This is a genomic window from Flavobacterium soyae (assembly GCF_021245985.1).
Taxonomy (GTDB): Bacteria; Bacteroidota; Bacteroidia; order Flavobacteriales; family Flavobacteriaceae; genus Flavobacterium; species Flavobacterium soyae.
In genome coordinates this window covers 43,688-67,831 of record NZ_JAJQXA010000012.1, presented here as the reverse complement: position 1 = coordinate 67,831, position 24,144 = coordinate 43,688, and the positions used below count along the sequence as shown (strand labels likewise).

Sequence of the window (24,144 nt, the reverse complement as noted above, 5' to 3'; positions counted from 1 at the left end):
GCGAAGATAATGAAAGTTTTGTTTTGTTAAAAATTGAGGATTTTTAGAGATTTGCTCTTGCGAATGTAGCTTTGAATTATATTTTTTACATCGCGGTTGTGCTGCATAGGGATTAGGATGTTTTTTAGGATGTCTATATTGGTAATCTGATAATTAAGATCGTAATAAGCATATCCTTTATAAGTTCCGTTTTCGATTAAAATAGCGCTTCGCTCGTTTATATTTCGACCTCTGTCGATTAAAATCATACTTTTGTTTTCAAAGCTGTTTTCAGAGATAAACTGCTGTACTCTTAAATTATAAATTTCAGGTGCAACTTCGCCAATGCATGCGCCGTCGCATTCTTTTATTTTATATTGAAAACATTCTTTTTTGGTTTGGTATAAGCCGGTTAATTTTTGGCACAAATGATATTTCGAAGTAAACCTGAAAAGTGCATTTTTACCTTCCTGTAAAGAAGCAAAAGATGTAATTTCTTTTTTACGTCCGTCGGCTTTTTCGAGTTTTAAATTTAAATAACCATTAGAGTCTTTTTCGGCATATAAAGCAAGCGGAAAAACTATTTTTTTTTGAGAACGATTGTATCGCGGACGATTAACTTTTATTTCCTGACTTTCTTTTAAAAGCGCTATTAATTCACTGCCGGTTTCATCATAAGTTATCGTGAAAACTTCGGCCTGGATTTTTTTACTTTTAGTTGTAATTCCGGTAAAATGCTGATTGATTCTCTTTTTGATATTTTGGCTTTTGCCAATGTAAATTAAAGTACTATTTTCGTTATAGATATAATAAACACCAGTCTTTGCTGGCATTTGACTTAAAAGGTCAAGGAATTTTGGTGCAATTCCTTTTTCAACTTCAAGTTTTATAAAGTCTTTTACGATTGTTTTTTCAACATCTTTTTCAAGAAGCATTTTAAACAGCTTTGTAGTTGCCATAGCGTCTCCGCTGGCGCGATGTCTGTCTGCCATAGGGATTCCGAGCGCACGCACTAGTTTTCCTAAGCTGTAAGATGGCTGTTCCGGAATTAGTTTTTTTGCTAATTCTACTGTACAAAGTGTTCTGGCTTCAAAATCATAGCCTAAACGTCTGAATTCTGTTCGTAAAATTCGATAGTCAAAAGATGCGTTGTGAGCGACAATAACGCAATCAGAAGTGATTTCGATAATACGTTTGGCAACTTCATAAAACTTTGGCGCCGATCGTAACATAGCATTGTTGATTCCGGTCAGTTTTACAACGAAAGGCTGAATCGGAATTTCGGGATTGACAAGACTTATGAACTGGTCTACTACTTCATGTCCATCAAATTTATAGATGGCGATTTCCGTAATTCCTTCCTCATTAAACTGTCCTCCAGTGGTTTCTATGTCAAGTATTGCGTACAAATTAAGTGTTCAGTGTTCAGTTTCGATGTTATCGAATTAGTGTTCAGTTTTTTTGTAGAGGCGCACCGCAGTGCGTCTTACGATTGTGGCTTATGAAAAATTATCTTCCTCCAAAAATGCTGCTTCCAATGCGAACCATTGTACTGCCGCATTCAATTGCGAGTTGATAATCTCCGGACATTCCCATTGAAATTGTAGAGACGCACTGCAGTGCGTCTTTACCATATCCGTCAATGTTTTTTAATGAATCAAAAATCGATTTTAAATGGGTGAATTCTTTTTTAATTTGATTTTGATCTTCTGTAAAGGTTGCCATTCCCATTAAACCTAAGATACGAATATTTTTTAATTCTTTAAACTCCACAGAAGTTAAAAGTTCATTTAGTTCGTTTTCGTCTAAACCAAATTTGGATTCTTCTTCGGCAATATATATTTGAAGAAGACAGTCTATTGTTCTATTGTTTTTTAAAGCTTGTTTGTTTATTTCCTGCAATAATTTCAAACTGTCAACGCCATGAATCAAACTCACAAACGGTGCCATAAATTTGACTTTATTTGACTGAACATGACCAATCATATGCCATTGAATGTCTTTTGGCATTTGTTCCCATTTCTCAGTCATTTCCTGGATTTTGTTTTCTCCAAAAATACGCTGGCCAGCTTCATAAGCTTGAATCAAGTCTGAAACAGGTTTTGTTTTTGAAACGGCAACCAGAGTTACGTGTTCAGGCAAACTTGTTTTAACTGTATTTAAATTCGATTGAATCGACATGATATTTCTTTTTTATAAAAACTGCTTAGAGATTTTCTCTGCTTTTTTACTTTCTCTGTAATCGTAAAAACCTTCACCAGATTTTACACCCAGTTTTCCAGCTCTAACCATATTTACTAATAATGGGCAAGGAGCATATTTTGGATTTTTGAAACCTTCGTACATTACATTTAAGATCGCAAGACAAACATCTAGACCAATAAAATCAGCTAATTGAAGCGGTCCCATTGGGTGTCCCATTCCTAATTTCATTACGGTATCAATTTCGTAAACTCCTGCAACTTTATTATATAACGTTTCGATTGCTTCGTTTAGCATTGGCATTAAAATTCTGTTAGCTACGAAACCTGGGTAATCGTTTACTTCAACAGGAACTTTACCTAATTTTTCAGATAAATCCATGATGATTTTTGTTACTTCGTCGCTGGTATTATAACCACGAATGATTTCTACCAATTTCATAATTGGCACCGGATTCATAAAATGCATTCCGATAACACGTTCAGGATGTGCAACAACAGAACCAATTTGTGTAATGGATATTGAAGAAGTGTTTGTTGCTAAAATAGTATTGTGAGAACAAGCTTCGTTTAATTGCTTGAAAATGTTCAGTTTTAATTCTACGTTTTCAGTTGCGGCTTCTACAACTAAATCGGCGCCAACAACGCCGTCTTTAATATCAGTATAGGTAATTATATTGGTGATTGTTTTAGCAACATCTTCCTGTGTAATTGTCCCTTTTGCAAGCATACGGTCTAAGTTGGCCGCAATAGTTGCCATTCCTTTATCTAATGATTTTTCAGAAACGTCGATTAGTTTTACGGTAAATCCGCTTTGTGCAAATGTATGAGCAATTCCGTTGCCCATTGTTCCTGCACCAATTACAGCTATAGTTTTCATTTAATTTTGGTATTTAAATTTTAAAAGTTAAGGTTTAAAGCGGCTTTTCTGCCAGCTTTAAACCTTAAAATAATGAGTTATATTTTTATATTATTTATTGAAACAATCAATAATTTGATAAGCTACACGCAATGCATCTGTCGCCTGCTCAAGTGTTACAACCGGAGTCGTATCTGTATTGATTGCATTTGCAAAAGATTCCAATTCATCAAGAATTGCATTATTATGTTCAACATCAGGATTTGTAAAATAGATTTGTTTTTTTACACCTTCGGCATTTTGCAGGATCATATCAAAATCTCCCGGAACTTCTGGCGCATCTTTCATACGAACTACTTCACATTTTTTCTCTAAAAAGTCAACTGAAATGTAAGCATCTTTTTGGAAGAAACGTGATTTACGCATATTTTTCAATGAAATTCTGCTGGCTGTTAAATTGGCAACACAGCCATTTTCAAATTCGATTCTAGCATTGGCAATATCCGGAGTTTCGCTGATAACCGAAACACCGCTTGCATTAATGTTTTTTACTTTTGATTTTACAACACTTAAAATGGCATCAATGTCATGGATCATTAAATCCAGGACTACAGGAACGTCTGTACCACGCGGATTAAATTCGGCCAAACGATGCGTTTCAATAAACATCGGATTTTCGATCATGTTTTTTGTTGCGATAAAAGCTGGATTAAAACGCTCAACATGACCCACTTGCCCTTTTACATTGTATTCTTTTGCTAAAGCGATAATTTCTTCAGCTTCTTCAACGGTATTGGCAATTGGTTTTTCAATAAAGATATGTTTTCCTGATTTAATTGCCACTTTTGCACATTTATAGTGCGAAAGAGTTGGGGTAACAATGTCGATTACATCGACAGCGTGTATAAGTTTTGCAATTGTGCTGAAATTTTTATAGCCAAATTCTTTTGAGATTCTTTCGGCATTTTCTTGATTTTCGTCGTAAAATCCAACTAATTCGTATTTGTCAGATTGTTGTAATAAGCGTAAATGTATTTTACCAAGATGACCAGCACCTAAAACTCCTACTTTTAACATGAGAATGTATTTTAAACAAAAATAGAATTTATTTGTTGAATGTAAAAATGTATGCAGTAAAGATTTGGTTTTTATAAATTAATCTTTGATTTGCTATACTTTCGTTTTTTACTAAGGAAATAATATTTCTTTAAATGACATATAAAAATAGGTGACTAATAGTATGCCGAATGCAATTGTTAAAAATTGCAGATAGCGATTTTCAATTGTAAGGTCAGTTTTTTTATTGATAACATAAGTATCTGAATAGTCGTCATGTAAATTTTTCCCCATTAAGAAAGAGAAACTTTCAAATGGAACAAATCTTAGTAAAGTTCGTTTTAAAATTATCGAAAAGGAAGGGGGATTTCCTTCTTCATCTGTTACATAACAGGCGGTTATGAATTTAGCAGGAGTATTTTTAAAGACAGATTCAAATATTAGATAATAAGTAAATTTAATAAGAAAAAAGAAAACTATAAGCCCAAATTTATCTCCAAAAGATGTTTTTAAATAACTGAAAAAAGTAGTTAGACTTTCATTCATCTCAGAGTAGCTTATAAAATCAAAAGCAACAATGAGTATAATAAAAGAATCGATAAATGAATTTAAAAAACGTTTATAATTTGACGCCCTTTCAAGATCGTTTTCGATTATCTGATTATCATTTTCAATAACTTTTTCTTCGATAACGTTTAGATTTTTAGTTATAATATAATAGGAGATGAAAAGGTATATTAAGACAATTATGATATATAATATACCATAAAAACTCAGTTTATCAATATCGAAAAAAGCAGTAAACGCCAATATTTTTATTATAGAATTTAAAAATATTAAGCTGTAATTAAAAACTAATAATTTGCTTTCCTTATACTTTGAAAAATAATAAATAAGGGAGCCGGCAAGGAAAGTTAAGTAAAAGAATAAATTTAGAAGTGCTATGGATGTGCTTTTATATGAATATCCACTTGTTCTTTCTATAACAACAAAAATATTCATTCCTGAATAGTGATAAGGTTTGCCATTAAATATGAGAAAATTTTGAAATTTTGTAAAATCTTCAAAGCTAAAAAAAACAAAATAAAAGGATGCAAAAATTCCCCAAAGAGAAAAAAGTAAAGATAAACCGAGTATAATTTTTTTCATAAAATATTAGAATTCATTCAGGTTAGAGAATAAATCAAAAATAGAAATTAAATGATTAAAAAGTACTTGATAATTGATGATTTGTTTTCTTATTTTTGCGAAAATAAAACCGACCTATTTTGAAAGACACTGCCAAACATCAAGGACTTCGTAATCAATTAGTAAGCACTTTAGAACAAAAAGGGATTACTGATAGAGCGGTTCTGGATGCGATAAAAAAAATCCCAAGACACCTTTTTTTAAATTCAAGTTTTGAAGATTTTGCCTATCAGGATAAGGCATTTCCTATTGGGGCAGGGCAGACTATTTCACAGCCTTACACTGTGGCGTTTCAATCGCAGCTGTTAGAAGTAAAAAAAGATCATAAAATTTTAGAAATTGGAACCGGTTCAGGTTACCAAACGGCAGTTTTATTTGCTTTGGGTGCAAAAGTGTATACTATTGAAAGACAAAATGAATTGTTTAAGCAAACTTCAATTTTGTTTCCAAAGCTAAACATTCGCCCTAAACATGTTTCTTTTGGAGATGGTTATAAAGGGTTGCCGCATTATGCTCCATTTGATAGTATTATTGTAACAGCAGGCGCACCATTTATTCCTCAGCCGTTAATGGCGCAATTAAAAATAGGAGGAAGGTTGGTTATTCCGCTTGGAGAAGACGTTCAGATTATGACTTTACTAATCAGAAAGAATGAAACTCAATTTGAAAAACATGAGTTTGGAGAGTTTAGATTTGTTCCTTTACTAGAAGATAAAAATTAAAAAGAAAGCCCAGTTTTTAAAACCGGGCTTTTTTTATTGAGCGATAATACCAATATATCGTTCCAGATTTTCTTTTTCTATTTGAGCAATGAATAGCAGGAAATCTTCTTTACTGTTTTTAGTTTGTGCTGTTTCCAAAGTTTGATAATATTGCATACGGCAATCATAATCACCTTTTATATTTGCAATAATGTATCCTTTTTGAAGCAAAATTAAATTCATGACTAAACGCGAAGTTCTTCCGTTTCCATCAATAAAAGGATGGATTGTAACTAATCTTTCGTGCATTTCGGCTGCCAAAACAACTGGATGAAGTTTGTTTTTATTAGTTTCATACCAAATAAAATAATCTTCCATTTCTTTAGCAACCATATAAGGCTGAGGCGGCATATGGCTGCTGCCTTTTATCATAACCTGCACTTTTCTGTAACGTCCGGCATCTTCAGGAATAATTCCTCTAAGAATTAGATTATGAATTGATAACAGTTCGCGTTCGTTTAAGGAAGTATTTCTTTGCATTAAATCTTTAATAAAACCAATTGCTTCCTGATGATTTATAGCTTCAAGATGTTCCCGCATACTTTTTCCTGAAATGGTCAATCCTTCATTGATAACCATATCTGTTTCACGAAGCGTCATGGTGTTTCCTTCAATTCTATTACTTTCAAAAGTATATTCCAGCTCTAATGCCTGCGTAATTCTGTAGCTGTCAAATTGCCTGTACGTATCTAATTTTGCTTTTAAAATATCTATTTCCTTTAGGATATTTTCTAAAGTAGGTGAGATTTCTATTTTTGAGGCAGTTTTATTATACTTAATTTCCTGCTCGGCAACCATTAATGCTTTTAAGGCAAATTCATCATCACCTATTTCATATAATATCTTTTCTTTTAACCACGCAATCATTAAGGTTTCATAGTCGATATCCAGAATCTGTGCTAATTTTGAAATTTGATCTTTGGTAGGTTTTCTGGTCCCAGATTCAAATTTGCTTATCAAAGCCTGATCGATTCCCATCAGTTGTGCTACTTCACGGGTTTTTAAGCCTTTTTTCTCTCTGGCATCTTTAATAATTGTTTTCATTTCATTAAACGACTTTAATTGTCGTGACAAAATTAGTCATTTTATTTGGAATAAAAAATTTATAACAATTTTCTTTATTGATTTTTATTTTGGAGGCAACGAACCGTCTTTTCTCATTTCCTGAACTACAGCCTGCATAATAGCATCTACAGTTTGACCTAAATCTGTAACATAATCTGATTTTGTTGTTCCGGTCCAGATTAGTTTATTATCTTTTAAAGAAAAAATATTAGTTTCAACCATATAATATGTTGTTTCCTGATAATAACCGGGATCATAGTACGCAGGAGAATACATTCCGTACCAATTTCCAAAACCATAACCATAAACTCCAGAATACAAGCCGTCAAAACCGCCGTAATACATTCCGGTATAAGTTCCGGGTACATAAGTAGTTTCTTGTTCTGTACTTACCAAGCGCATAGTTACAACTCCGTCAAAATTTTCGTCCTGAAGGATTTTTAGTTTTTGTTCCTTCGTAAGCTCTTTGGTAGTTTCGTTCAAATATTCGTAAGAAGTTTTAAAAATCGGATTACTTGCCGCAATTCTGTTCTCTGTAACCCTTCTCGAAGCTTCATCTTTAACTAAAGCCACAACCAAAACCTTTTTAAAATGTTCCTGTGCAACTGTTATTTTTGGATCTCTCCAGCTGTTTACAATTGTGGTATTGCTTCCACATGAGGTCAGGACCAAAATAGCGAATAAAAAAATTAAGTGCTTTTTCATAATTATAGTTTATTTTTGTAGTAAAAATAACAATAAAATTTAAACCAGCGCGAAATTTCTTCTAATTGAAAGCCTTTTTAATTCGATCCAAATCACGTTTGGTATCTTGTTCTTTCAAAGATTCACGCTTATCGTAGTTTTTCTTTCCTTTACAAAGGCCAATTTGCAATTTTGCAAGCCCTTTTTCATTTGTAAAAAGTTTGAGCGGTACTATAGTTAATCCTTTTGCCTGCACACTTTTATGCAGTGATTTTAGCTCTTTTTTATTTAAAAGCAGCTTACGTTCACTACGTGATTTATGATTAAACTGGTTCCCAAACGAATATTCTTCAATGTAAGTATTGATTGCAAAAAGCTCCATGCCGCTAAATTCGCAAAAGCTTTCGGTAATATTGGCTTTGCCTAAACGTATTGATTTGATTTCGGTTCCCGCCAAAACAATTCCGGCAGTATAAGTGTCGATTATCTCGTAATCAAAACGAGCTCTCTTATTAAGTATATTGACTGATTTTAACATGGTGGCAAAAGTAAGAAAATTGAAAGACATTCTTATTGTCAAATATAATTAAAGATTTTTTTTAATCTATGATTTTAATCAGCTTCAACTCAAAAGCTTACTCATAAGTTTGTTCTGTAATTATAAAACAAACTTAAAATGAAAAAGATTTTTACACTAGTTGGTATTGCATTAATTGGCTTATCTGTAAAAGCTCAGGATTCGGCTCAAGGCTTAAAAGGAGCTTGGTTTGCAACTTCTCAATTCGGTTATCAGCAAACAAAAACTGCAGATCAAAAAAACACAAGTTTATCTGTTCTTCCAATAGTGGGAACATTCGTAACGCCATCTGTAGCAGTTGGAGCCGGTATTGGTTACATTAATATCAAAGCAGATTCTAATGCAGGAACTGCTGCTAATACAGGTTTATATGTTATTGAGCCTTTAGCAAGAAAATATTGGAATATAGCGGGTTCTTTGTATTTCTTCGGACAAGCTGCTTTGCCAGTTATTACCGGAAAAGAAAAAGAAAGCGGGTTAAAAGTTAATCAGGTTGGATTATCAGTATCAGGAGGTTTTGATTATTTTGTAACGAAAAACTTCTCAGTTGAGTTCTCTTACGATTTAGCTAATTTTACTTCTACGACTCTAGAGCCTAAAAATGGAGAAAAAACAACGGTTACAAATTTTGGATTGGCACATGTTGCAAATGTAGATCCGTTTTATAACACGGCTCTGGCAGGAAGTAATCCAAATTTAACTTCTCCGCTTTCTTTTGGATTTAAATTCATATTCTAATTTAGCGAATTGTATTAGGTGAATTCGTTAATTTTGCAAAAAAGACCGTTCTTTTGAGGACGGTCTTTTGTATTATTTAAATTATATAAAATGGAAAGTAAATCTAAAGATCCGCTGCACGGAATCACACTTCAAAAAATTGTAGAAACCTTAGTTGAACATTATGGTTTTGACACTTTAGGAGAATTAATTCCTATAAAATGTTTTACGTCGAACCCGAGTGTAAAATCAAGTCTTACTTTTTTAAGAAAAACCGATTGGGCAAGAAAAAAAGTAGAAGAATTATATATAAAATCGCGTCCTAAATTCAATTAAATTTTAGTTCAGTTTATACGAAATCATCACACCGCCGCGATACGGAAGCCATTCGCCGCTTTTGTTCCAGTTTTGGGCTTTTTCATATCTGCCTGGCGTTCCATCATTATAATATCCGTGGTAAAAACCCTGATGCCATCCGCCACCTGCGAAAATATCCAGCAAAAATTTATCGTTTAATTTAATATTATAACCTACGGTAACCCCTAAACGATACCCAAAACCATGCTCATACTTGTTAGTATCCCAATAATTCCATTTTTGTAACTGATAAAAATCAGGACCGGCGTGAGCACCAACATAAAATCCGTTGTATTTTTCTTTAAAATGATAACGGATTTCTGGAGTAAAAGTGTAAAATTCCATTGGGCTATTTCCGTTAAACGATTTCCAGAAAGAAGCCATAACATCAAAGCTAAATGTAGTTTTTTCGCCAATACTAGTTTCTATTCCAACGTTTGGAATACCAACTAAAGCAGTAGCTCCGTTAAATTTTATAAAAGTTTGACTTTGTAATTGTATTGATAAAAAAAGAACAATAAAGGCGAATAATTTTTTCATGGTATTTTTTTGTGATCGCAGACATAATTTGTTTTCGGCCACAAATATAACGCAATATGACATTTACTATTGCAGAAACAACAAGAATTAGAAAAAAATAAAAGCTTATCTCTGCAGCAAAGAATAAATTACTTTATCCAGAAATTTACCTTCATAAAGTTCAACTTCTTTTAAATGAGCTTCCTTAACAAAACCACATTTTTGTAATACCTTTTCAGATGCATAGTTTTCTGGATCAATTACTGCTTCGATCGAATGCAGTTTTAAATCCTCAAAACCATATTGTATTAATCTATTTACAGCTTCAGGAATAAATCCTTTTCCATGAAAATCAGGCGACAGTATATAACCAATTTCTGCACGATGATTTTCAGGCTGCATTCTGTAATAACCAATAATTCCTAAAAGTTTAGGGTTATCTTTTAGTGTAATTCCCCAATTAATTCCAACATTAGTTTCTATTTTTTCCTCAATCATAGCAATATGTTCTAAAGCATCTTCATTATTTTTAACTAATGGCCTTGGAATATATTTCATAGTTTCAGGATTCGAACGTAATTCAAAAACTTCATTTACATCGTTGTTTGTAATTCTTCTTAATAGTAAACGTTCTGTTTCGATTACCGGAAATGGGTGAAAGTTAAATTCTAACATCTTAAATTAAACTATTTTAATACTAAATTTTGAATGAAATGACTGGTCAACTTCTAAAATCAAAATCCCTTCTTTTTTAAATAAATCGCCAGAATTATCTGCCGTGTCCGAATATCCAAACCAAGGTTCGATACATACAAAAGGAGCCTGGTCTTTTGTCCAGATTCCTAAACTCGGAAAATCTTCAAATTCAACTTGAACATAAGGTTTTGAATTTTCAAGAATGGTTAGCGAATTCGATTCTAAAGTTTTAAAAACCAAAGCATCATTCTCGAAAAGTTTATAATTTAACGGAATTACATTTTCGGTAGTTTTTAAAGTTTCGGTTTTATTCGAAATCAAATCATTTTCAAGAAGATTATATTTTAAAGGTTCTGTTTTTTCAAACTTAAAAGCGTAGTTTTCAAACTTTTCAGGAAGCGCAATCGCCGGATGCGCACCAATTGAAAAAGGCATTTTTGATTCATTTTTATTTATAACCACATATTCTATATTTAATGTAGTATTTTCTAACGTATAAATAAGCTGCAGTTCAAATTCAAACGGATATTTTTTTAAAGTTTCGGCATTTGATTCTAAAGAAAAAACAGCGCTGTTACCTGTTTTTTCAGTCAGTTGAAATTCCATATCTCTTGCAAAACCATGTCTTGGCAATTGATATTCTTTTTTATCAATAGTGTAAGTATTGTTTTTTAATGTGCCGACAATTGGAAAAAGAACAGGAGAGTGTTTGCCCCAAAAATCCGGATTTCCTTCCCAGATATATTCCTTATTTTGATTGTCTTTTAAAGAGAACAATTCTGCCCCGGCATTTTTGATCGAAGCCTTAAGTGTTGAATTTGATATAGTTGTGTTCAAAATGTTATAATTGAAAAGAATTAGTCTTAAATCTTGATGTAAATATATTTTATAAATTTTATTTTTTTAGGAAAATGCTTAGAATTATTTTTTTAATAAAATTTTACTAAAATTAAATTTATCCTTTTCGTTTTCTCTGTAAATAGCTTTTTTTTTCATTAATTTGCTAGATAAACAGCTAAAAAATATGAAAAAACAATCTTCAAAAGCCTTATTGACCATGGCTTTATTTGTTGGGATTTCTTCAGTTTGGGCGCAGCAGACTCCGCCGGCGACGACAGCAAATCCAGTAAATAATTATAATTATCATGATGCATTTGCACCACATTTTTATACTAAAAACGGTACTTCTACCCGTACTGCAAGCGGTCAGCCGGGAGTTGAATACTGGCAGAACAGAGCCGATTATCAAATAACGGCAAAATTAAACGGAACTACAAATGAAATTGTAGGTACAGATGAAATTACATATACAAATAATAGTCCTGACAAACTTGAATTTCTTTGGCTGAATTTAGATCAAAATTTATTTAAAGAAGATTCCAGAGGAAATGCTGTTGTGCCTTTAACGGGAAGCCGTAACGGGGCTCAAGGTCAGGTTTTTGACGGAGGTAATAAAATTAAATCAGTAAAAGTAATTTCTGGCGGAAAAACCAAAACAGAAGTTGAGGCAAAATATATCGTTACAGATACCAGAATGCAGATTTTTCTTCCACAGGAATTAGCGGCAAAAGGAGCTTCTGTAAAAATTAAAATAGAATTTTCATTCATTGCACCATTTGAAGGTTCAGACAGAATGGGAGTTTTAGAAACTAAAAACGGAAAAATATTCACAATTGCACAATGGTATCCGCGTATGTGTGTTTATGATGACGTAAGAGGCTGGAATACGGCGCCATATTTAGGAGCTTCTGAGTTTTATTTAGAATATGGAGATTTTGATGTAAAATTGACAGTTCCTGCAAATCACTATGTTGTAGGTTCTGGAGAATTAGTAAACGGAGCAGAAGTTTTTTCTGCAGAACAATTGAAAAGATACAAAGACGCTTCTCAAAGTGATAAAACCGTTATAATTCGCTCTGCAGACGAAGTAGCGGCAACAGCAAACAGCAATGCTTTGGCACAAAAAACCTGGCATTATAAAATTAAAAATGCACGTGATTTTTCTTGGGCATCTTCTCCGGCTTTTATTTTAGATGGAGCAAAAATAAACTTACCAAGCGGAAAAAAATCATTAGCATTATCTGCATATCCTGTTGAAAGTTCAGGAAATGATGCCTGGGGACGTTCTACAGAATACACTAAAGCGTCTATCGAAAATTATTCTAAAAGATGGTTCGAATATCCTTATCCTGCAGCTACAAACGTAGCAGGAAATGAGGGCGGAATGGAATATCCCGGAATTGTTTTCTGCGGATGGAAATCTAAAGGAGATGATTTATGGGGAGTTACAGATCACGAATTTGGACATATTTGGTTCCCAATGATTGTAGGTTCAAACGAGCGTTATTTTGCCTGGATGGATGAAGGTTTCAATACATTTATCAACTCTGTAAGTTCTTATGATTTTAATAATGGCGAATACAAACAGCCGGCAAGTAATTTGCATGAAGAAGCAGAATATTTTACAGACCCAAAATTAGAAACTATTATGAGTTCTCCTGATAATATGAAGGAAGCTAATATTGGTGTTTTATGTTATGCTAAACCAAGTGCAGGTTTAGTTATTTTAAGAGAGCAGGTTTTAGGACAAGAGCGTTTTGATAAAGCATTGCGTACTTATGTAGAACGCTGGGCTTACAAACATCCAACTCCGGACGATTTCTTTAGAACAATTGAAAATGTTGCCGGCGAAGATTTAAGCTGGTTCTGGAGAAGCTGGTTTGTAAATAACTGGCGTTTTGATCAAGGAATCAATTGGATTAAATATGTGAAAAATGATCCGGCAAAAGGTGTTGTAATCAATGTGGAGAATTTTGACAAAATGCCAATGCCAATTGTATTAGACGTTAAAACAAAAAGCGGAAAAGTAACCAGAGTTAAGCTTCCGGTAGAAATTTGGCAGCGAAATAATGAGTGGTCTTTCAAACACAATTCAACAGAAGAAATTGAAAGTATTACATTAGACCCTGATAATGCATTTCCGGATTATAACGATAGTAATAATGTTTGGAAAGCGGGAAACGGAAAAATTGAAAAAGATATTATTCTGGATGGTTATGTAGGGAATTATGTTACTGCAAGGTCACCTTTAACAATTGAGTTGACAGAGAAAAACAGTATTTTAAACGCAGAACTTCCAAACTATCCAAAATTTACTTTAACTCCTGTAGCAAATGAAAAAGATACATTTGAATCAAAAAGAGCAGGATTAAAATTTAAATTTAATGAAGCCAAAACAGGTTTCGATATGACACTTATAGATAATGGACAAGTAATACCATTTACGAAAAAGTAATAATTCAAAAATAGAAATATTTAAAAACCCGATAATTAGAAATAGTTATCGGGTTTTGTTTTTTGTTTCAAGTTTCAGGTTTCAGTTTTGCGCCCAGATTTAAAACCTTAGTTCCTCAGAGCCTTTGAACCTTTGCAACTTCCTAAAAATAACTTTTCATTAAAAAAATGTTAGAATTTTAATTTTTTGTTTTGTGAATTAAAAAATAGTGTACTTTTGCACCGATGAATAAAATAAGTTTACATACAACTTCTTTGTCACGGACAAACCTGCCAGGTACTTCTCCCGAAGTACGGATGCTATCTCTATAGTATTCACAGAGTTTTTCGCCGTATATTTATTCATATCCATTTTTCATTTTGAAATCACATAATTTGTCCATTGGACAAACATATCCTAAAAGTATTTATTATTTTGTAAATTTTCTTAATCAATCTTTTGATTTTGAAGATGTTACTTCTATTTTGCTTAATTTTATTGGATTCAATTCTGGATTTCAAACTAAACAATATGCTTTAATTTTTAACTTTAACTTCAATTATTGAAATGAAGATCTCTATTGTTGTTACTCAGGAAGAACACTTCAAATTCGCACAAGAAATCTGCGATACGATAGAATCATCTGCCTTGTTAAGAGGTACGGGGATTGCTAAAAGAACTCCTGAGTATATTCAGAAAAAAATGTCGAATGGTGATGCAATGATTGCTCTGGCAGACGGGAAATTTGCAGGTTTTTGTTATATCGAAAGCTGGCAGCACGGAAAATTCGTGGCACATTCCGGATTAATTGTACATCCTGACTACAGAAGTTTAGGTTTGGCTAAAAAGATAAAATCTAAAGTTTTTGATTATTCTTTAAAGAGATTTCCAGATGCTAAAATATTTGGAATCACAACTGGTTTGGCTGTTATGAAAATCAACTCAGAGCTAGGTTACAAACCAGTTCCGTTCTCAGAACTTACAACAGATCCGAGTTTTTGGGCAGGCTGTAAAACCTGTACCAATTATCAAATCCTGCAAAGCAAAGAAAACAAAATGTGCCTTTGTACCGGAATGTTATACGACCCAAAAGAAAAACAAAAAACACCGCCAAGACATCCTTTTAACGAAGCTGTTTTAAGCAGACTTAAAAAAATTAAACAGGCTTTATTCTTGAATAAATTATTGTCATTTATTTTTTTATTTAAAATTTAACCCAAAAGAAATCTCAAACTGCTAAATACGAAAGTATTAGCCAAAATTATAAAAAATGAAAAAAGTAGTATTAGCTTATAGCGGAGGATTAGATACCTCGTATTGTTTGAAATATTTAAAAAATGAAAAAGGATACGAAGTTCACACTGTACTTGTAGATACAGGAGGATTTGACGCAGAAGAATTATCAGCCATTGAAAAAAGAGCTTACGAATTAGGAAGTGCACAGCACGCAAACCTTACAATCGTAGACAAATATTATGATAAAGCTATAAAATATTTGATTTTCGGAAACGTATTAAAAAACAATACATATCCATTATCAGTAAGTGCAGAGCGTGTTTTCCAGGCAATTGAAGCTATAAAATATGCTAAAAAAGTTGGAGCAAGCGCGATCGCACACGGAAGTACAGGTGCAGGAAATGACCAAATTCGTTTTGATTTAATTTTCCAAACGATTGCTCCAGAAATTGAAATTATTACTCCAATTAGAGATTTAAAACTTTCAAGACAAGAAGAAGTAGAATATCTTCAAAAAAACGGCGTAAGTTATTCTTGGGAAAAAGCACAATATTCTATCAATAAAGGGCTTTGGGGAACAAGTGTAGGGGGAAAAGAAACCCTAACTTCCAGCCAGCCGTTACCAAGTGAAGCATATCCTTCTCAATTGAAAAAAGAAGGCGAAGAAAAAGTAACGCTTCATTTTGAGCAAGGAGAATTAGTTGGAATAAATGGTAAAACTGATAAACCATCTAACAATATTGTGGCGTTAGAAAAACTAGCAAATGCTTACGCAATTGGAAGGGATATTCACGTTGGAGATACGATTATCGGAATTAAAGGAAGAGTTGGTTTTGAAGCTGCTGCTCCGTTAATTATCATCAAAGCGCACCATTTATTAGAGAAACATACTCTTGGAAAATGGCAGCAATACTGGAAAGAGCAATTAGGAAACTGGTACGGAATGTTATTTCACGAAGGTCAGTTCTTAGATCCAGTTATGAGAAATATTGAAACTTTCCTCCAAGATACACAGAAAACAGTAAACGGAACTGTAACAGTTTCATTAAAACCATATCATTTCTCACTTGACGGAATCGAATCTAAAAATGATTTGATGAACACAGGTTTTGGTCAATACGGAGAAATGAACAACGCATGGACATCTGATGATGCAAAAGGATTTATCAAAATTCTTGGAAATGCACAAAACATATTTTCATCTGTAAATCAATTAGATCATGATTAATGTCGGAATAATTGGTGGTTCGGGCTACACGGCCGGAGAACTCATCAGAATTTTAATGTATCACCCAAAAGTAAACATCGATTTTGTTTACAGTACAACAAATGCAGGAAAACCACTTTCTGTGGCGCACCACGATTTGATGGGTGACATCGAAATGAATTTTACTGATATAATAAATCCTAACGTAAATGTGGTTTTTTTATGTTTAGGCCACGGAAAATCAATTTCATTTTTACAGGAAAATGCATTTGCAAGCCACACTAAAATCATTGATTTAGGAAATGATTTTAGATTGAATAAAGACGCACATTTTCAAGGAAAAGATTTTATTTACGGTTTACCTGAATTGAATAAAGCAGAAATCAAAAAAGCAAATTGCATCGCTAACCCTGGTTGTTTTGCTACGGCTATTCAATTGGCTTTATTGCCATTAGCTAAAAATAATCTGCTAAACAATGACGTTCATATTAACGCAACAACCGGAAGCACAGGTGCGGGTGTAAGCCTTGCCGAAACATCCCATTTTAGCTGGAGAAACAACAATATGTCACATTATAAAGCTTTTGAACACCAGCATTTGGGTGAAATTTCAGAAAGCTTAGTTCAGCTGCAAGACGATTTTGACAGTGAATTGCTTTTTATTCCGAATAGAGGAGATTTTCCAAGAGGAATTTTCGCAACCTTGTACACATTATGCGATGATAGTTTGGAACAATTGGTTGCTAAATACGAAGATTTCTATAAAAATGAACCCTTCGTAACTGTTACAACCACAAATATCAACCTGAAACAAGTGGTGCAGACGAATAAATGTATTATTAGTTTATTGAAAAAAGGAAACCGGGTTCTCATAACATCAATTATAGATAACTTAACCAAAGGTGCTTCGGGACAAGCAATTCAAAACATGAATTTAATGTTCGGATTAGAAGAAACCACAGGTTTACTTTTGAGACCAAGCGGATTTTAGATTGTTGGTTAACCGTTTAATCGTTAATTCGGTTAATCGATTAAACAAATCAACGATTAAACAATTAAACAAAACAAAAATGAACTTATTCAACGTTTACCCATTATACAACATAACTCCAGTAAAAGCAGTCGACTGTACCATTATTGACGATAAAGGAGTAGAATACTTAGATTTATACAGCGGACATGGTGTGATTTCTATTGGACACACGCAGCCGGATTATGTAGCAAAATTGAAGAATCAGATAGATAATTTAGGTTTTTATTCGAATGCGATTCAGAATCCTTTGCAGGTGGAATTGGCACAGAAATTAGGAAAACTTTCTGGTCTTGAAGATTACGAATTGTTTTTATGCAGTTCTGGAGCTGAAGCAAACGAAAATGCTTTAAAATTAGCCTCTTTTCACAACGGAAAATCAAGAGTTGTTGCTTTTGATAATTCTTTCCACGGAAGAACTTCTGCAGCAGTTGCTGTTACAGATAACAAAAAAATCGTTGCACCAATTAATGCGCAACAAGTCGTTACTTTTTTACCTTTAAACCAAATCGAATTAGTTGAAGTAGAACTAGCTAAAGGTGATGTAACAGCAGTAATTATCGAAGGAATTCAGGGAGTTGGAGGTTTAGACCAAGGAACAACTGAGTTTTTTCAGGCTTTAGAAAAAGCATGTAAAAAACACGATGTTGTATTGATTTTAGACGAAGTACAATCTGGATATGGAAGAAGCGGAAAATTCTTCGCATTCCAACATCACGGAATCAACGCTGATATTATTTCAGTTGCAAAAGGAATGGGGAACGGTTTCCCTGTTGGAGCGATTTTGATTTCTCCAAAATTTGAAGCAAGTTTCGGATTATTAGGAACTACTTTCGGCGGAAGCCATTTGTCTTGTGCAGCGGGAATTGCGGTTCTTGATGTAATTGAAAAACTTGATTTACAAAAGAATGTAAACGAAGTTTATGAGTATTTCTTAGAAAAAATTAAAGAAGTTGACGGAATTAAACAAGTAAAAGGAAAAGGATTAATGCTTGGAGTAGAGTTTGATTTTGACGTAGCAGCTTTGAGAAAGAAATTAATTATCGAAAAACACATTTTTACGGGAAGCGCCAATAATAAAAATCTATTAAGAATTTTACCGCCTTTAACTGTGAAAAAAGCTGACATTGATACGTTTGTAAAAGCATTAAAAGAAAGTTTAGAAGAGCTATAATGTTAATTTGTTTAATCGTTTAACTGATTAATCGATTAAACGAATTAATGGTTAAGCAAATTAACGATTAAACCAACTAACCAATTAAACCAAAAAAATGAATCCATTATCAATTGAAAAACGCAATGCAGTTTTGCGGTCTATGGCAAAGCTGGTCGAGCAGGAGCGGAGTCAGATAATCTTGACCAATCAGGAAGACCTTGCTGATTATGACGGCTCAGATTTAGCGATGGAAGAACGGCTGAAAGTAGATGATAAAAAAGTCGATGAGATGATTTTATCATTAAACCAATTGGCATCTCAGGAAGATCCCGTTGGAGTTGAGCGTTTTCATTTTACTCATGATAATGGAATAAAAGTGGTGAATAAAACCGCTGCTTTTGGAACGATTTTAATTATTTACGAATCCCGTCCCGATGTTACAATCGAAGCTGGAGGAATTGCTTTTAAATCCGGAAATAAGATTTTATTAAAAGGAGGAAAAGAGTCTTTAAAATCAAATTTGAAAATCGTAAGTCTTTGGCATAAAGCTTTAGAAGAAAACGGAGTTTCAAAAGACTGGGTAGAATATCTGAATTATAACCGAGCAGAAACTCAGGCATTTTTAGAAAAACCAACTCAAAAAGTTGATTTAATAGTTCCAAGAGGCGGAGAAAAACTTATTGAGTTTGTAAAAGCGCACGCGACTTGCCCAGTAATAGTAAGCGGACGAGGAAATAATTTTGTTTACGTTCATGAAAAAGCTGATACAGATTTAGCCTTAAAAGTTATTTTAAATGCTAAAACATCTAAAATTTCAGCTTGCAATGCTTTGGATAAAGTTTTAATAGATTCTAAACTGCCCAATTTTGAAGGTTTCACAGCAATGTTAATCGAAGCTTTAGTAGAATCAAAAGTGGAAGTTATTGTCGATAAATCTTTAGAGAATTTCGAAAATACCAAAACAATCGAAAACGAAGATATTTGGTACGAAGAATTTCTGGATTATAAAATTGTAATCGGAACCATAGATTCTCAGAATCATGCAATTGATATGATTAATAAATACTGTGGAGGACATTCTGCAGCAATTATTACAAGAGATAACGAAGCCGCACAACAGTTTATGGAATCAATAGATGCAGCAGCAGTTTATCAAAATGCCTCAACCCGTTTTACAGACGGCGGACAATTTGGCCTGGGCGGAGAATTAGCCATAAGCACAGATAAATTGCATCAGCGCGGTCCAATTGGTCTTCAACATCTTGTTACCAATAAATGGTACGTGTACGGAGAAGGACAAATTAGATAGTTAAACTTCTTAGAATTTTAGATTGATGATTAACGATTTTTGATTTCTTGTTTTTTGGAATTTAACGATAGATAAAGCTTTGCGAACTTAGCGTTTGTAAACACAAAGAATATAAAAAAAACCTGCGCCCTTTGCGTTAAAAATAACTTAGTGCCTTAGCGCCTTCGTGGCAAAAACAAAAGACATGGCAAAAAAACGGATTTTATTAAAAATAGGAAGTAATACTTTAACCAAAGAAACCAATCATATTTCGCGGGGAAAGATTGAAGACCTTGGAATACAGATTGCAGCTTTAAATGACGAATATGAATTTATCATAGTAAGTTCAGGAGCAATTGCAGCAGCAAAGCAGTTTGTGAAGCTGGATAATCAAGATAAAGATGTTTTTGTAAAACAGGCTTTAGCTTCTATCGGTCAGCCACATTTAATGCGGATTTACAATGAAAACTTTAAGGATTTAGGATTAAATACGTCGCAGTGTTTACTTTCTTATTCTGATTTTGAAAAAGAGCAGACCAAAAAGAACATTGTAAATACCATTAATGTATTAGTTAAAAACAATTATATTCCGATCATCAATGAAAATGATACCGTTGCCACAGACGAGATTCGGTTTGGAGATAATGATAAATTAGCGGCTTTAACGGCAGTGCTGCTAAATGTTGATATTCTGATTATTGCCACTAATACAAATGGAATTTATACGAAAGAATCAATTCATGATGAAGTTCCGGAAACAATAAAACTAGTAAATGATTTAAAATCGCTCGAGAAAGAAATCGGAGATTCAAAATCATCACACGGAACAGGAGGGATGCAGTCTAAAATAGAAGCAGCTGCGATTTCAAAAGCGGCCAACATCGAAACCTGGATTGTCAATGGACTGAATGATAATTTTATTCTAAAGGCATTAAAAGATGAAATTCCTTTTACGAAAATCGTTTAATTGTTTAATCGTTAATTCGGTTAATCGATTAAAAACTAAATATAAAAACACAGAAAATGGATAAAAGTTAGATTTGTTTAAGTAGCAAACCGATTAAACAAATTAACGATTAACCGATTAAACAAAAAGACATGAACTACATCTCAATAAAAGACATCAACTCATTATCAAAATGGGTGAAACAAGCGATTAAAATCAAAAAGAATCCACTTAAAAATCAAAGTTTAGGAAAGAATAAAACTCTTGGAATGTTATTCTTCAATCCGAGTTTAAGAACGCGTTTGAGTACTCAAAAAGCGGCTTTAAACTTAGGAATGAACGTTATGGTAATGAATTTTACCAACGAAGGATGGACATTAGAATTTGAAGACGGAGCAGTAATGAATTCTGGTGCATCAGAACATATCAAAGAAGCGGCAGAAGTAGTTTCTCAATACTGTGATATTATCGCAATCCGTGCTTTTGCAGGTTTGGTTGACAAAGAAAAAGATTATCAGGAAACCGTAATTTCAGGATTCTTGAAATACGCTACAGTGCCAATTGTAAATATGGAAAGCGCTGTTCGTCACCCATTGCAGTCTTTAGCAGATGCGATTACAATGGAAGAATTCAAGACAAAACACAAACCAAAAGTAGTGCTTTCATGGGCGCCGCATCCAAAAGCTTTACCACAGGCAGTTGCGAATTCATTTGTAGAAATGATGCAGATGCAGAAAGATATGGATTTTGTAATCACACACCCAGAAGGTTACGAACTAAGCCCAGAAATTACAAAAAACTGTAAAATCGAATACGATCAAAACAAAGCTTTTGAAAATGCCGATTTCGTTTACGTTAAAAACTGGAGTAATTTCAACGATTACGGAAAAGTAACCAACAGCGATCCAAATTGGACAGTTACAGCCGAAAAAATGGCCTTAACCAACAACGGAAAATTCATGCACTGTCTTCCAGTTCGAAGAAATGTAATCGTAAGCGATGAAGTTTTAGACGGAGAAAATTCAATCGTAATCGAACAGGCAAATAATAGAACATATTCAGCACAATTAGTTTTACAAAAGATTCTTAAGAAATTGTAAATTTAGGTGCAAAGGTCCAAAGTGGCAAAGGTTCAGAGGTTTTACAGCCTTGAGAAAAACCTTTGAACCTTTGTACCTCTGCCTCTTTGAACCTTGAAAGAAATGAACGTATCAGTAATAAAAATAGGTGGAAACATCATTGACAATCCAGCAGAATTAGAACAATTCTTAACCGATTTTTCTAAAATTGAAGGATATAAAGTTTTAGTTCACGGCGGAGGAAAATCGGCTACAAAAATGGCGCAGAGTATCGGATTGGTTCCGCAGATGATTGATGGACGCCGAATTACAGATGCTCCAATGCTTGATGTTGTGGTAATGATTTATGCAGGTCAGATCAACAAACATATTGTAGCGCAATTACAAGCGAAAGACAATAATGCAGTTGGTTTTTCTGGAGCAGATGGAAATTTAATTCAGTCCACAAAAAGAAATCACCCAACAATTGATTACGGATTTGTAGGCGATGTAAAACAAGTCAACACCAAGTTACTGGCAACTTTATTAGAAGCTGGAGTTGTTCCTGTTTTCTGTGCCATCACACACGATAAAAATGGACAATTACTAAATACAAATGCTGATACAATTGCAAGCGAATTGTCAATTGCATTATCTGAAGTTTTTGATGTGACGCTGACTTACTGTTTTGAAAAACAAGGTGTTTTAATGGATTCAGAAGACGATTCCTCTGTAATAACAGAAATTAACGAAGCATTATATAATAAACTAAAAGAAGAAAAAGTAATCCATTCTGGTATGATTCCAAAATTGGATAACTGCTTCAATAGTTTATCACGAGGTGTGCAGAAAATCAAAATTGGACATCACAGAATGCTTGAAAATTCAGATATTCCACATACAACGATTACGTTGTAAAGATATAGCCACGAATTGCACGAATTGACACTAATTTTTTCCTGCTTAAAAAAGAGAAAATAGTTTTAAATGGACATTAAAAAGTCTATTTTGATTTTAAATCTAAAACAAAAAGATAATTTGTGAAAACTCGTGCAATTAGTGGCAAAAAAACAGAACTGCGCAGTACTTTTAAATATTATTTTAAGAAATTTGCGCAAATTAAAAATGTCGCATATTATTTAGTTAAGAAAGTAAAAGCTTAAAGAAACTTAGCGACTTAGCGCCTTTGTGGCAAGAGCACAACAAAATGAAAAATATAGATACGCTTACCCAGGAAGCAATTAGTTTATTAAAAAGCTTAATCGAAACTCCTTCATTTTCAAGTGAAGAAGATCAAACGGCTTTGTTAATCGAAAATTGGTTCAATCAAAATGAGATTCCTTTTAAGAGAGAAAACAACAATGTGTGGGCTTTCAACAAGTATTTCGACGAAAATAAACCAACACTTTTACTAAACTCACATCACGATACAGTACGTCCAAATCAAGCTTACACCAACGATCCGTTTAAAGCGATTGAAAAAGATGGAAAATTATTCGGTTTAGGGAGTAATGACGCAGGAGGATGTTTAGTTTCATTGCTAGCAACTTTTGTGCATTTTTATGAAAATCAAAACCTTTCTCACAATATTGTAATTGTGGCTTCCGCGGAAGAAGAAAGCAGTGGAAAAAACGGTTTAAACAGTGTTTTAAAAAGTTTGCCAGAACTGGATTGTGCTATTGTTGGAGAACCAACATTAATGCAGTTAGCAGTTGCCGAAAAAGGTTTATTGGTTCTTGATGTAAAAGTAAAAGGAACCGCAAGTCACGCTGCACATCAAAACGATGATAATGCATTATACAAATCAATTCCGGTAATGGAATGGTTTAAAAACTATAAATTCGACAAAATATCAGACGTTTTAGGTCCGGTAAAAATGACTGTAACACAAATTAGTGCAGGAAAACAACATAATGTGGTACCGTCAGAATGTGATTTGGTTGTTGACATTCGAGTAACAGATTGTTATACAAATGCTGAAATTTTAGAAGTTGTAAAAGCAAATGTAAATGCCGAAGTAACGCCAAGATCAATGCATTTAAATGCTTCGTCTATACCAGTTACACACGGTTTAGTTCAGGCAGGAATTGCTTTAGGAAGAACAACTTATGGTTCGCCAACACTTTCAGATCAATCGGTTTTGAGCTGTCAGTCTTTAAAACTAGGGCCGGGAGAAACGCTGCGGTCACATTCAGCAGACGAATTTATTTTTGTAAATGAAATTGTAGAAGGAATCGACTTGTATATCAAAATACTAACTGATTTCTTTAAATTATAATATTTTTTAGGA

The 24,144-nt window shown here is 33.5% G+C and carries 24 protein-coding genes; 13 read left to right on the top strand and 11 right to left on the bottom strand.

All coding sequences use genetic code 11. From position 1 onward, the window contains the following. Positions 1–26: 26 nt before the first annotated feature. The 5 genes from LUU93_RS15660 to LUU93_RS15640 form a co-directional block, all read right to left on the bottom strand. Positions 27–1,388 (bottom strand): exonuclease domain-containing protein, encoded by a 1,362-nt coding sequence (locus LUU93_RS15660; protein WP_232682113.1) that lies wholly within the window; start codon positions 1,386–1,388, stop codon positions 27–29. A 100-nt stretch (positions 1,389–1,488) separates the two neighbouring features. Further along, positions 1,489–2,160 carry a YggS family pyridoxal phosphate-dependent enzyme gene (locus tag LUU93_RS15655; RefSeq protein ID WP_232682112.1) on the bottom strand — a complete coding sequence of 224 codons (672 nt, stop codon included), beginning with the start codon at positions 2,158–2,160 and terminating at the stop codon, positions 1,489–1,491. A gap of 12 nt (positions 2,161–2,172) precedes the next feature. Further along, on the bottom strand, positions 2,173–3,060 hold the full coding sequence (locus tag LUU93_RS15650; protein ID WP_232682111.1) for a 3-hydroxyacyl-CoA dehydrogenase family protein: 888 nt from the start codon (positions 3,058–3,060) through the stop codon (positions 2,173–2,175). 90 nt (positions 3,061–3,150) lie between these two features. Further along, on the bottom strand, positions 3,151–4,116 hold the full coding sequence (locus tag LUU93_RS15645) for a Gfo/Idh/MocA family protein (protein WP_232682110.1): 966 nt from the start codon (positions 4,114–4,116) through the stop codon (positions 3,151–3,153). Between the two features lie 111 nt (positions 4,117–4,227). Further along, the gene (locus tag LUU93_RS15640) at positions 4,228–5,244 is read right to left on the bottom strand and encodes an RDD family protein (protein ID WP_232682109.1); all 1,017 of its coding nucleotides are present in this window, start codon (positions 5,242–5,244) and stop codon (positions 4,228–4,230) included. 119 nt (positions 5,245–5,363) lie between these two features. Between LUU93_RS15640 and LUU93_RS15635 the strand changes: the two genes are divergently transcribed. Then, the gene (locus LUU93_RS15635) at positions 5,364–6,005 is read left to right on the top strand and encodes a protein-L-isoaspartate(D-aspartate) O-methyltransferase (protein WP_053472160.1); all 642 of its coding nucleotides are present in this window, start codon (positions 5,364–5,366) and stop codon (positions 6,003–6,005) included. A 33-nt stretch (positions 6,006–6,038) separates the two neighbouring features. Here LUU93_RS15635 and LUU93_RS15630 read toward each other — a convergent pair whose 3' ends face one another. From LUU93_RS15630 to smpB, 3 genes are all read right to left on the bottom strand, one after another. Further along, positions 6,039–7,088, bottom strand: a complete 1,050-nt coding sequence (locus LUU93_RS15630) for a Fic family protein (protein WP_232682108.1) — start codon at positions 7,086–7,088, stop codon at positions 6,039–6,041. Positions 7,089–7,172: 84 nt separating this feature from the next. Continuing rightward, positions 7,173–7,814 (bottom strand): DUF4136 domain-containing protein, encoded by a 642-nt coding sequence (locus LUU93_RS15625; RefSeq protein ID WP_232682107.1) that lies wholly within the window; start codon positions 7,812–7,814, stop codon positions 7,173–7,175. Positions 7,815–7,875: 61 nt separating this feature from the next. Next, entirely contained in the window at positions 7,876–8,331 is a 456-nt protein-coding gene (gene smpB, locus LUU93_RS15620; RefSeq protein ID WP_232682106.1) for an SsrA-binding protein SmpB, read from the bottom strand. A gap of 138 nt (positions 8,332–8,469) precedes the next feature. On the opposite strand from smpB, the gene LUU93_RS15615 reads away from it, so the two are divergent. Together LUU93_RS15615 and LUU93_RS15610 are read left to right on the top strand one after the other, a co-directional pair. Then, on the top strand, positions 8,470–9,108 hold the full coding sequence (locus LUU93_RS15615) for a porin family protein (protein ID WP_232682105.1): 639 nt from the start codon (positions 8,470–8,472) through the stop codon (positions 9,106–9,108). Positions 9,109–9,198: 90 nt separating this feature from the next. Beyond that, the gene (locus LUU93_RS15610) at positions 9,199–9,423 is read left to right on the top strand and encodes a VF530 family protein (protein WP_232682104.1); all 225 of its coding nucleotides are present in this window, start codon (positions 9,199–9,201) and stop codon (positions 9,421–9,423) included. Positions 9,424–9,426: 3 nt separating this feature from the next. Here LUU93_RS15610 and LUU93_RS15605 read toward each other — a convergent pair whose 3' ends face one another. From LUU93_RS15605 to LUU93_RS15595, 3 genes are all read right to left on the bottom strand, one after another. Then, on the bottom strand, positions 9,427–9,984 hold the full coding sequence (locus tag LUU93_RS15605) for a DUF3575 domain-containing protein (protein ID WP_232682103.1): 558 nt from the start codon (positions 9,982–9,984) through the stop codon (positions 9,427–9,429). 105 nt (positions 9,985–10,089) lie between these two features. After that, complete coding sequence (locus LUU93_RS15600; RefSeq protein ID WP_232682102.1) at positions 10,090–10,638, bottom strand: GNAT family N-acetyltransferase; 549 nt, start codon at positions 10,636–10,638, stop codon at positions 10,090–10,092. 6 nt (positions 10,639–10,644) lie between these two features. Then, positions 10,645–11,496 (bottom strand): aldose 1-epimerase family protein, encoded by an 852-nt coding sequence (locus LUU93_RS15595; protein ID WP_232682101.1) that lies wholly within the window; start codon positions 11,494–11,496, stop codon positions 10,645–10,647. A 187-nt stretch (positions 11,497–11,683) separates the two neighbouring features. Between LUU93_RS15595 and LUU93_RS15590 the strand changes: the two genes are divergently transcribed. The 10 genes from LUU93_RS15590 (at position 11,684) to LUU93_RS15545 (ending at position 24,132) form a co-directional block, all read left to right on the top strand. Continuing rightward, the gene (locus tag LUU93_RS15590; protein WP_232682100.1) at positions 11,684–13,954 is read left to right on the top strand and encodes a M1 family metallopeptidase; all 2,271 of its coding nucleotides are present in this window, start codon (positions 11,684–11,686) and stop codon (positions 13,952–13,954) included. A 546-nt stretch (positions 13,955–14,500) separates the two neighbouring features. Continuing rightward, positions 14,501–15,148 carry a GNAT family N-acetyltransferase gene (locus LUU93_RS15585; protein WP_232682098.1) on the top strand — a complete coding sequence of 216 codons (648 nt, stop codon included), beginning with the start codon at positions 14,501–14,503 and terminating at the stop codon, positions 15,146–15,148. A gap of 55 nt (positions 15,149–15,203) precedes the next feature. Then, on the top strand, positions 15,204–16,397 hold the full coding sequence (locus LUU93_RS15580) for an argininosuccinate synthase (RefSeq protein ID WP_232682097.1): 1,194 nt from the start codon (positions 15,204–15,206) through the stop codon (positions 16,395–16,397). Beyond that, positions 16,390–17,367 (top strand): N-acetyl-gamma-glutamyl-phosphate reductase, encoded by a 978-nt coding sequence (gene argC, locus LUU93_RS15575; protein ID WP_232682096.1) that lies wholly within the window; start codon positions 16,390–16,392, stop codon positions 17,365–17,367. Before LUU93_RS15580 ends, argC begins: the two co-directional genes overlap by 8 nt. A gap of 79 nt (positions 17,368–17,446) precedes the next feature. Continuing rightward, positions 17,447–18,580: an aspartate aminotransferase family protein gene (locus LUU93_RS15570; protein ID WP_232682095.1), complete on the top strand. Its 1,134-nt coding sequence runs from the start codon at positions 17,447–17,449 to the stop codon at positions 18,578–18,580. 97 nt (positions 18,581–18,677) lie between these two features. After that, positions 18,678–19,871: a glutamate-5-semialdehyde dehydrogenase gene (locus tag LUU93_RS15565; protein ID WP_232682094.1), complete on the top strand. Its 1,194-nt coding sequence runs from the start codon at positions 18,678–18,680 to the stop codon at positions 19,869–19,871. A gap of 184 nt (positions 19,872–20,055) precedes the next feature. Beyond that, positions 20,056–20,817 carry a glutamate 5-kinase gene (gene proB / locus LUU93_RS15560; RefSeq protein ID WP_232682093.1) on the top strand — a complete coding sequence of 254 codons (762 nt, stop codon included), beginning with the start codon at positions 20,056–20,058 and terminating at the stop codon, positions 20,815–20,817. A 131-nt stretch (positions 20,818–20,948) separates the two neighbouring features. Next, positions 20,949–21,896: an N-acetylornithine carbamoyltransferase gene (locus tag LUU93_RS15555; RefSeq protein ID WP_232682092.1), complete on the top strand. Its 948-nt coding sequence runs from the start codon at positions 20,949–20,951 to the stop codon at positions 21,894–21,896. Between the two features lie 102 nt (positions 21,897–21,998). Then, entirely contained in the window at positions 21,999–22,772 is a 774-nt protein-coding gene (gene argB / locus LUU93_RS15550) for an acetylglutamate kinase (protein WP_232682091.1), read from the top strand. Between the two features lie 289 nt (positions 22,773–23,061). Further along, positions 23,062–24,132 carry a M20 family metallo-hydrolase gene (locus LUU93_RS15545; protein ID WP_232682090.1) on the top strand — a complete coding sequence of 357 codons (1,071 nt, stop codon included), beginning with the start codon at positions 23,062–23,064 and terminating at the stop codon, positions 24,130–24,132. The last annotated feature ends 12 nt before the right edge of the window (positions 24,133–24,144 follow it).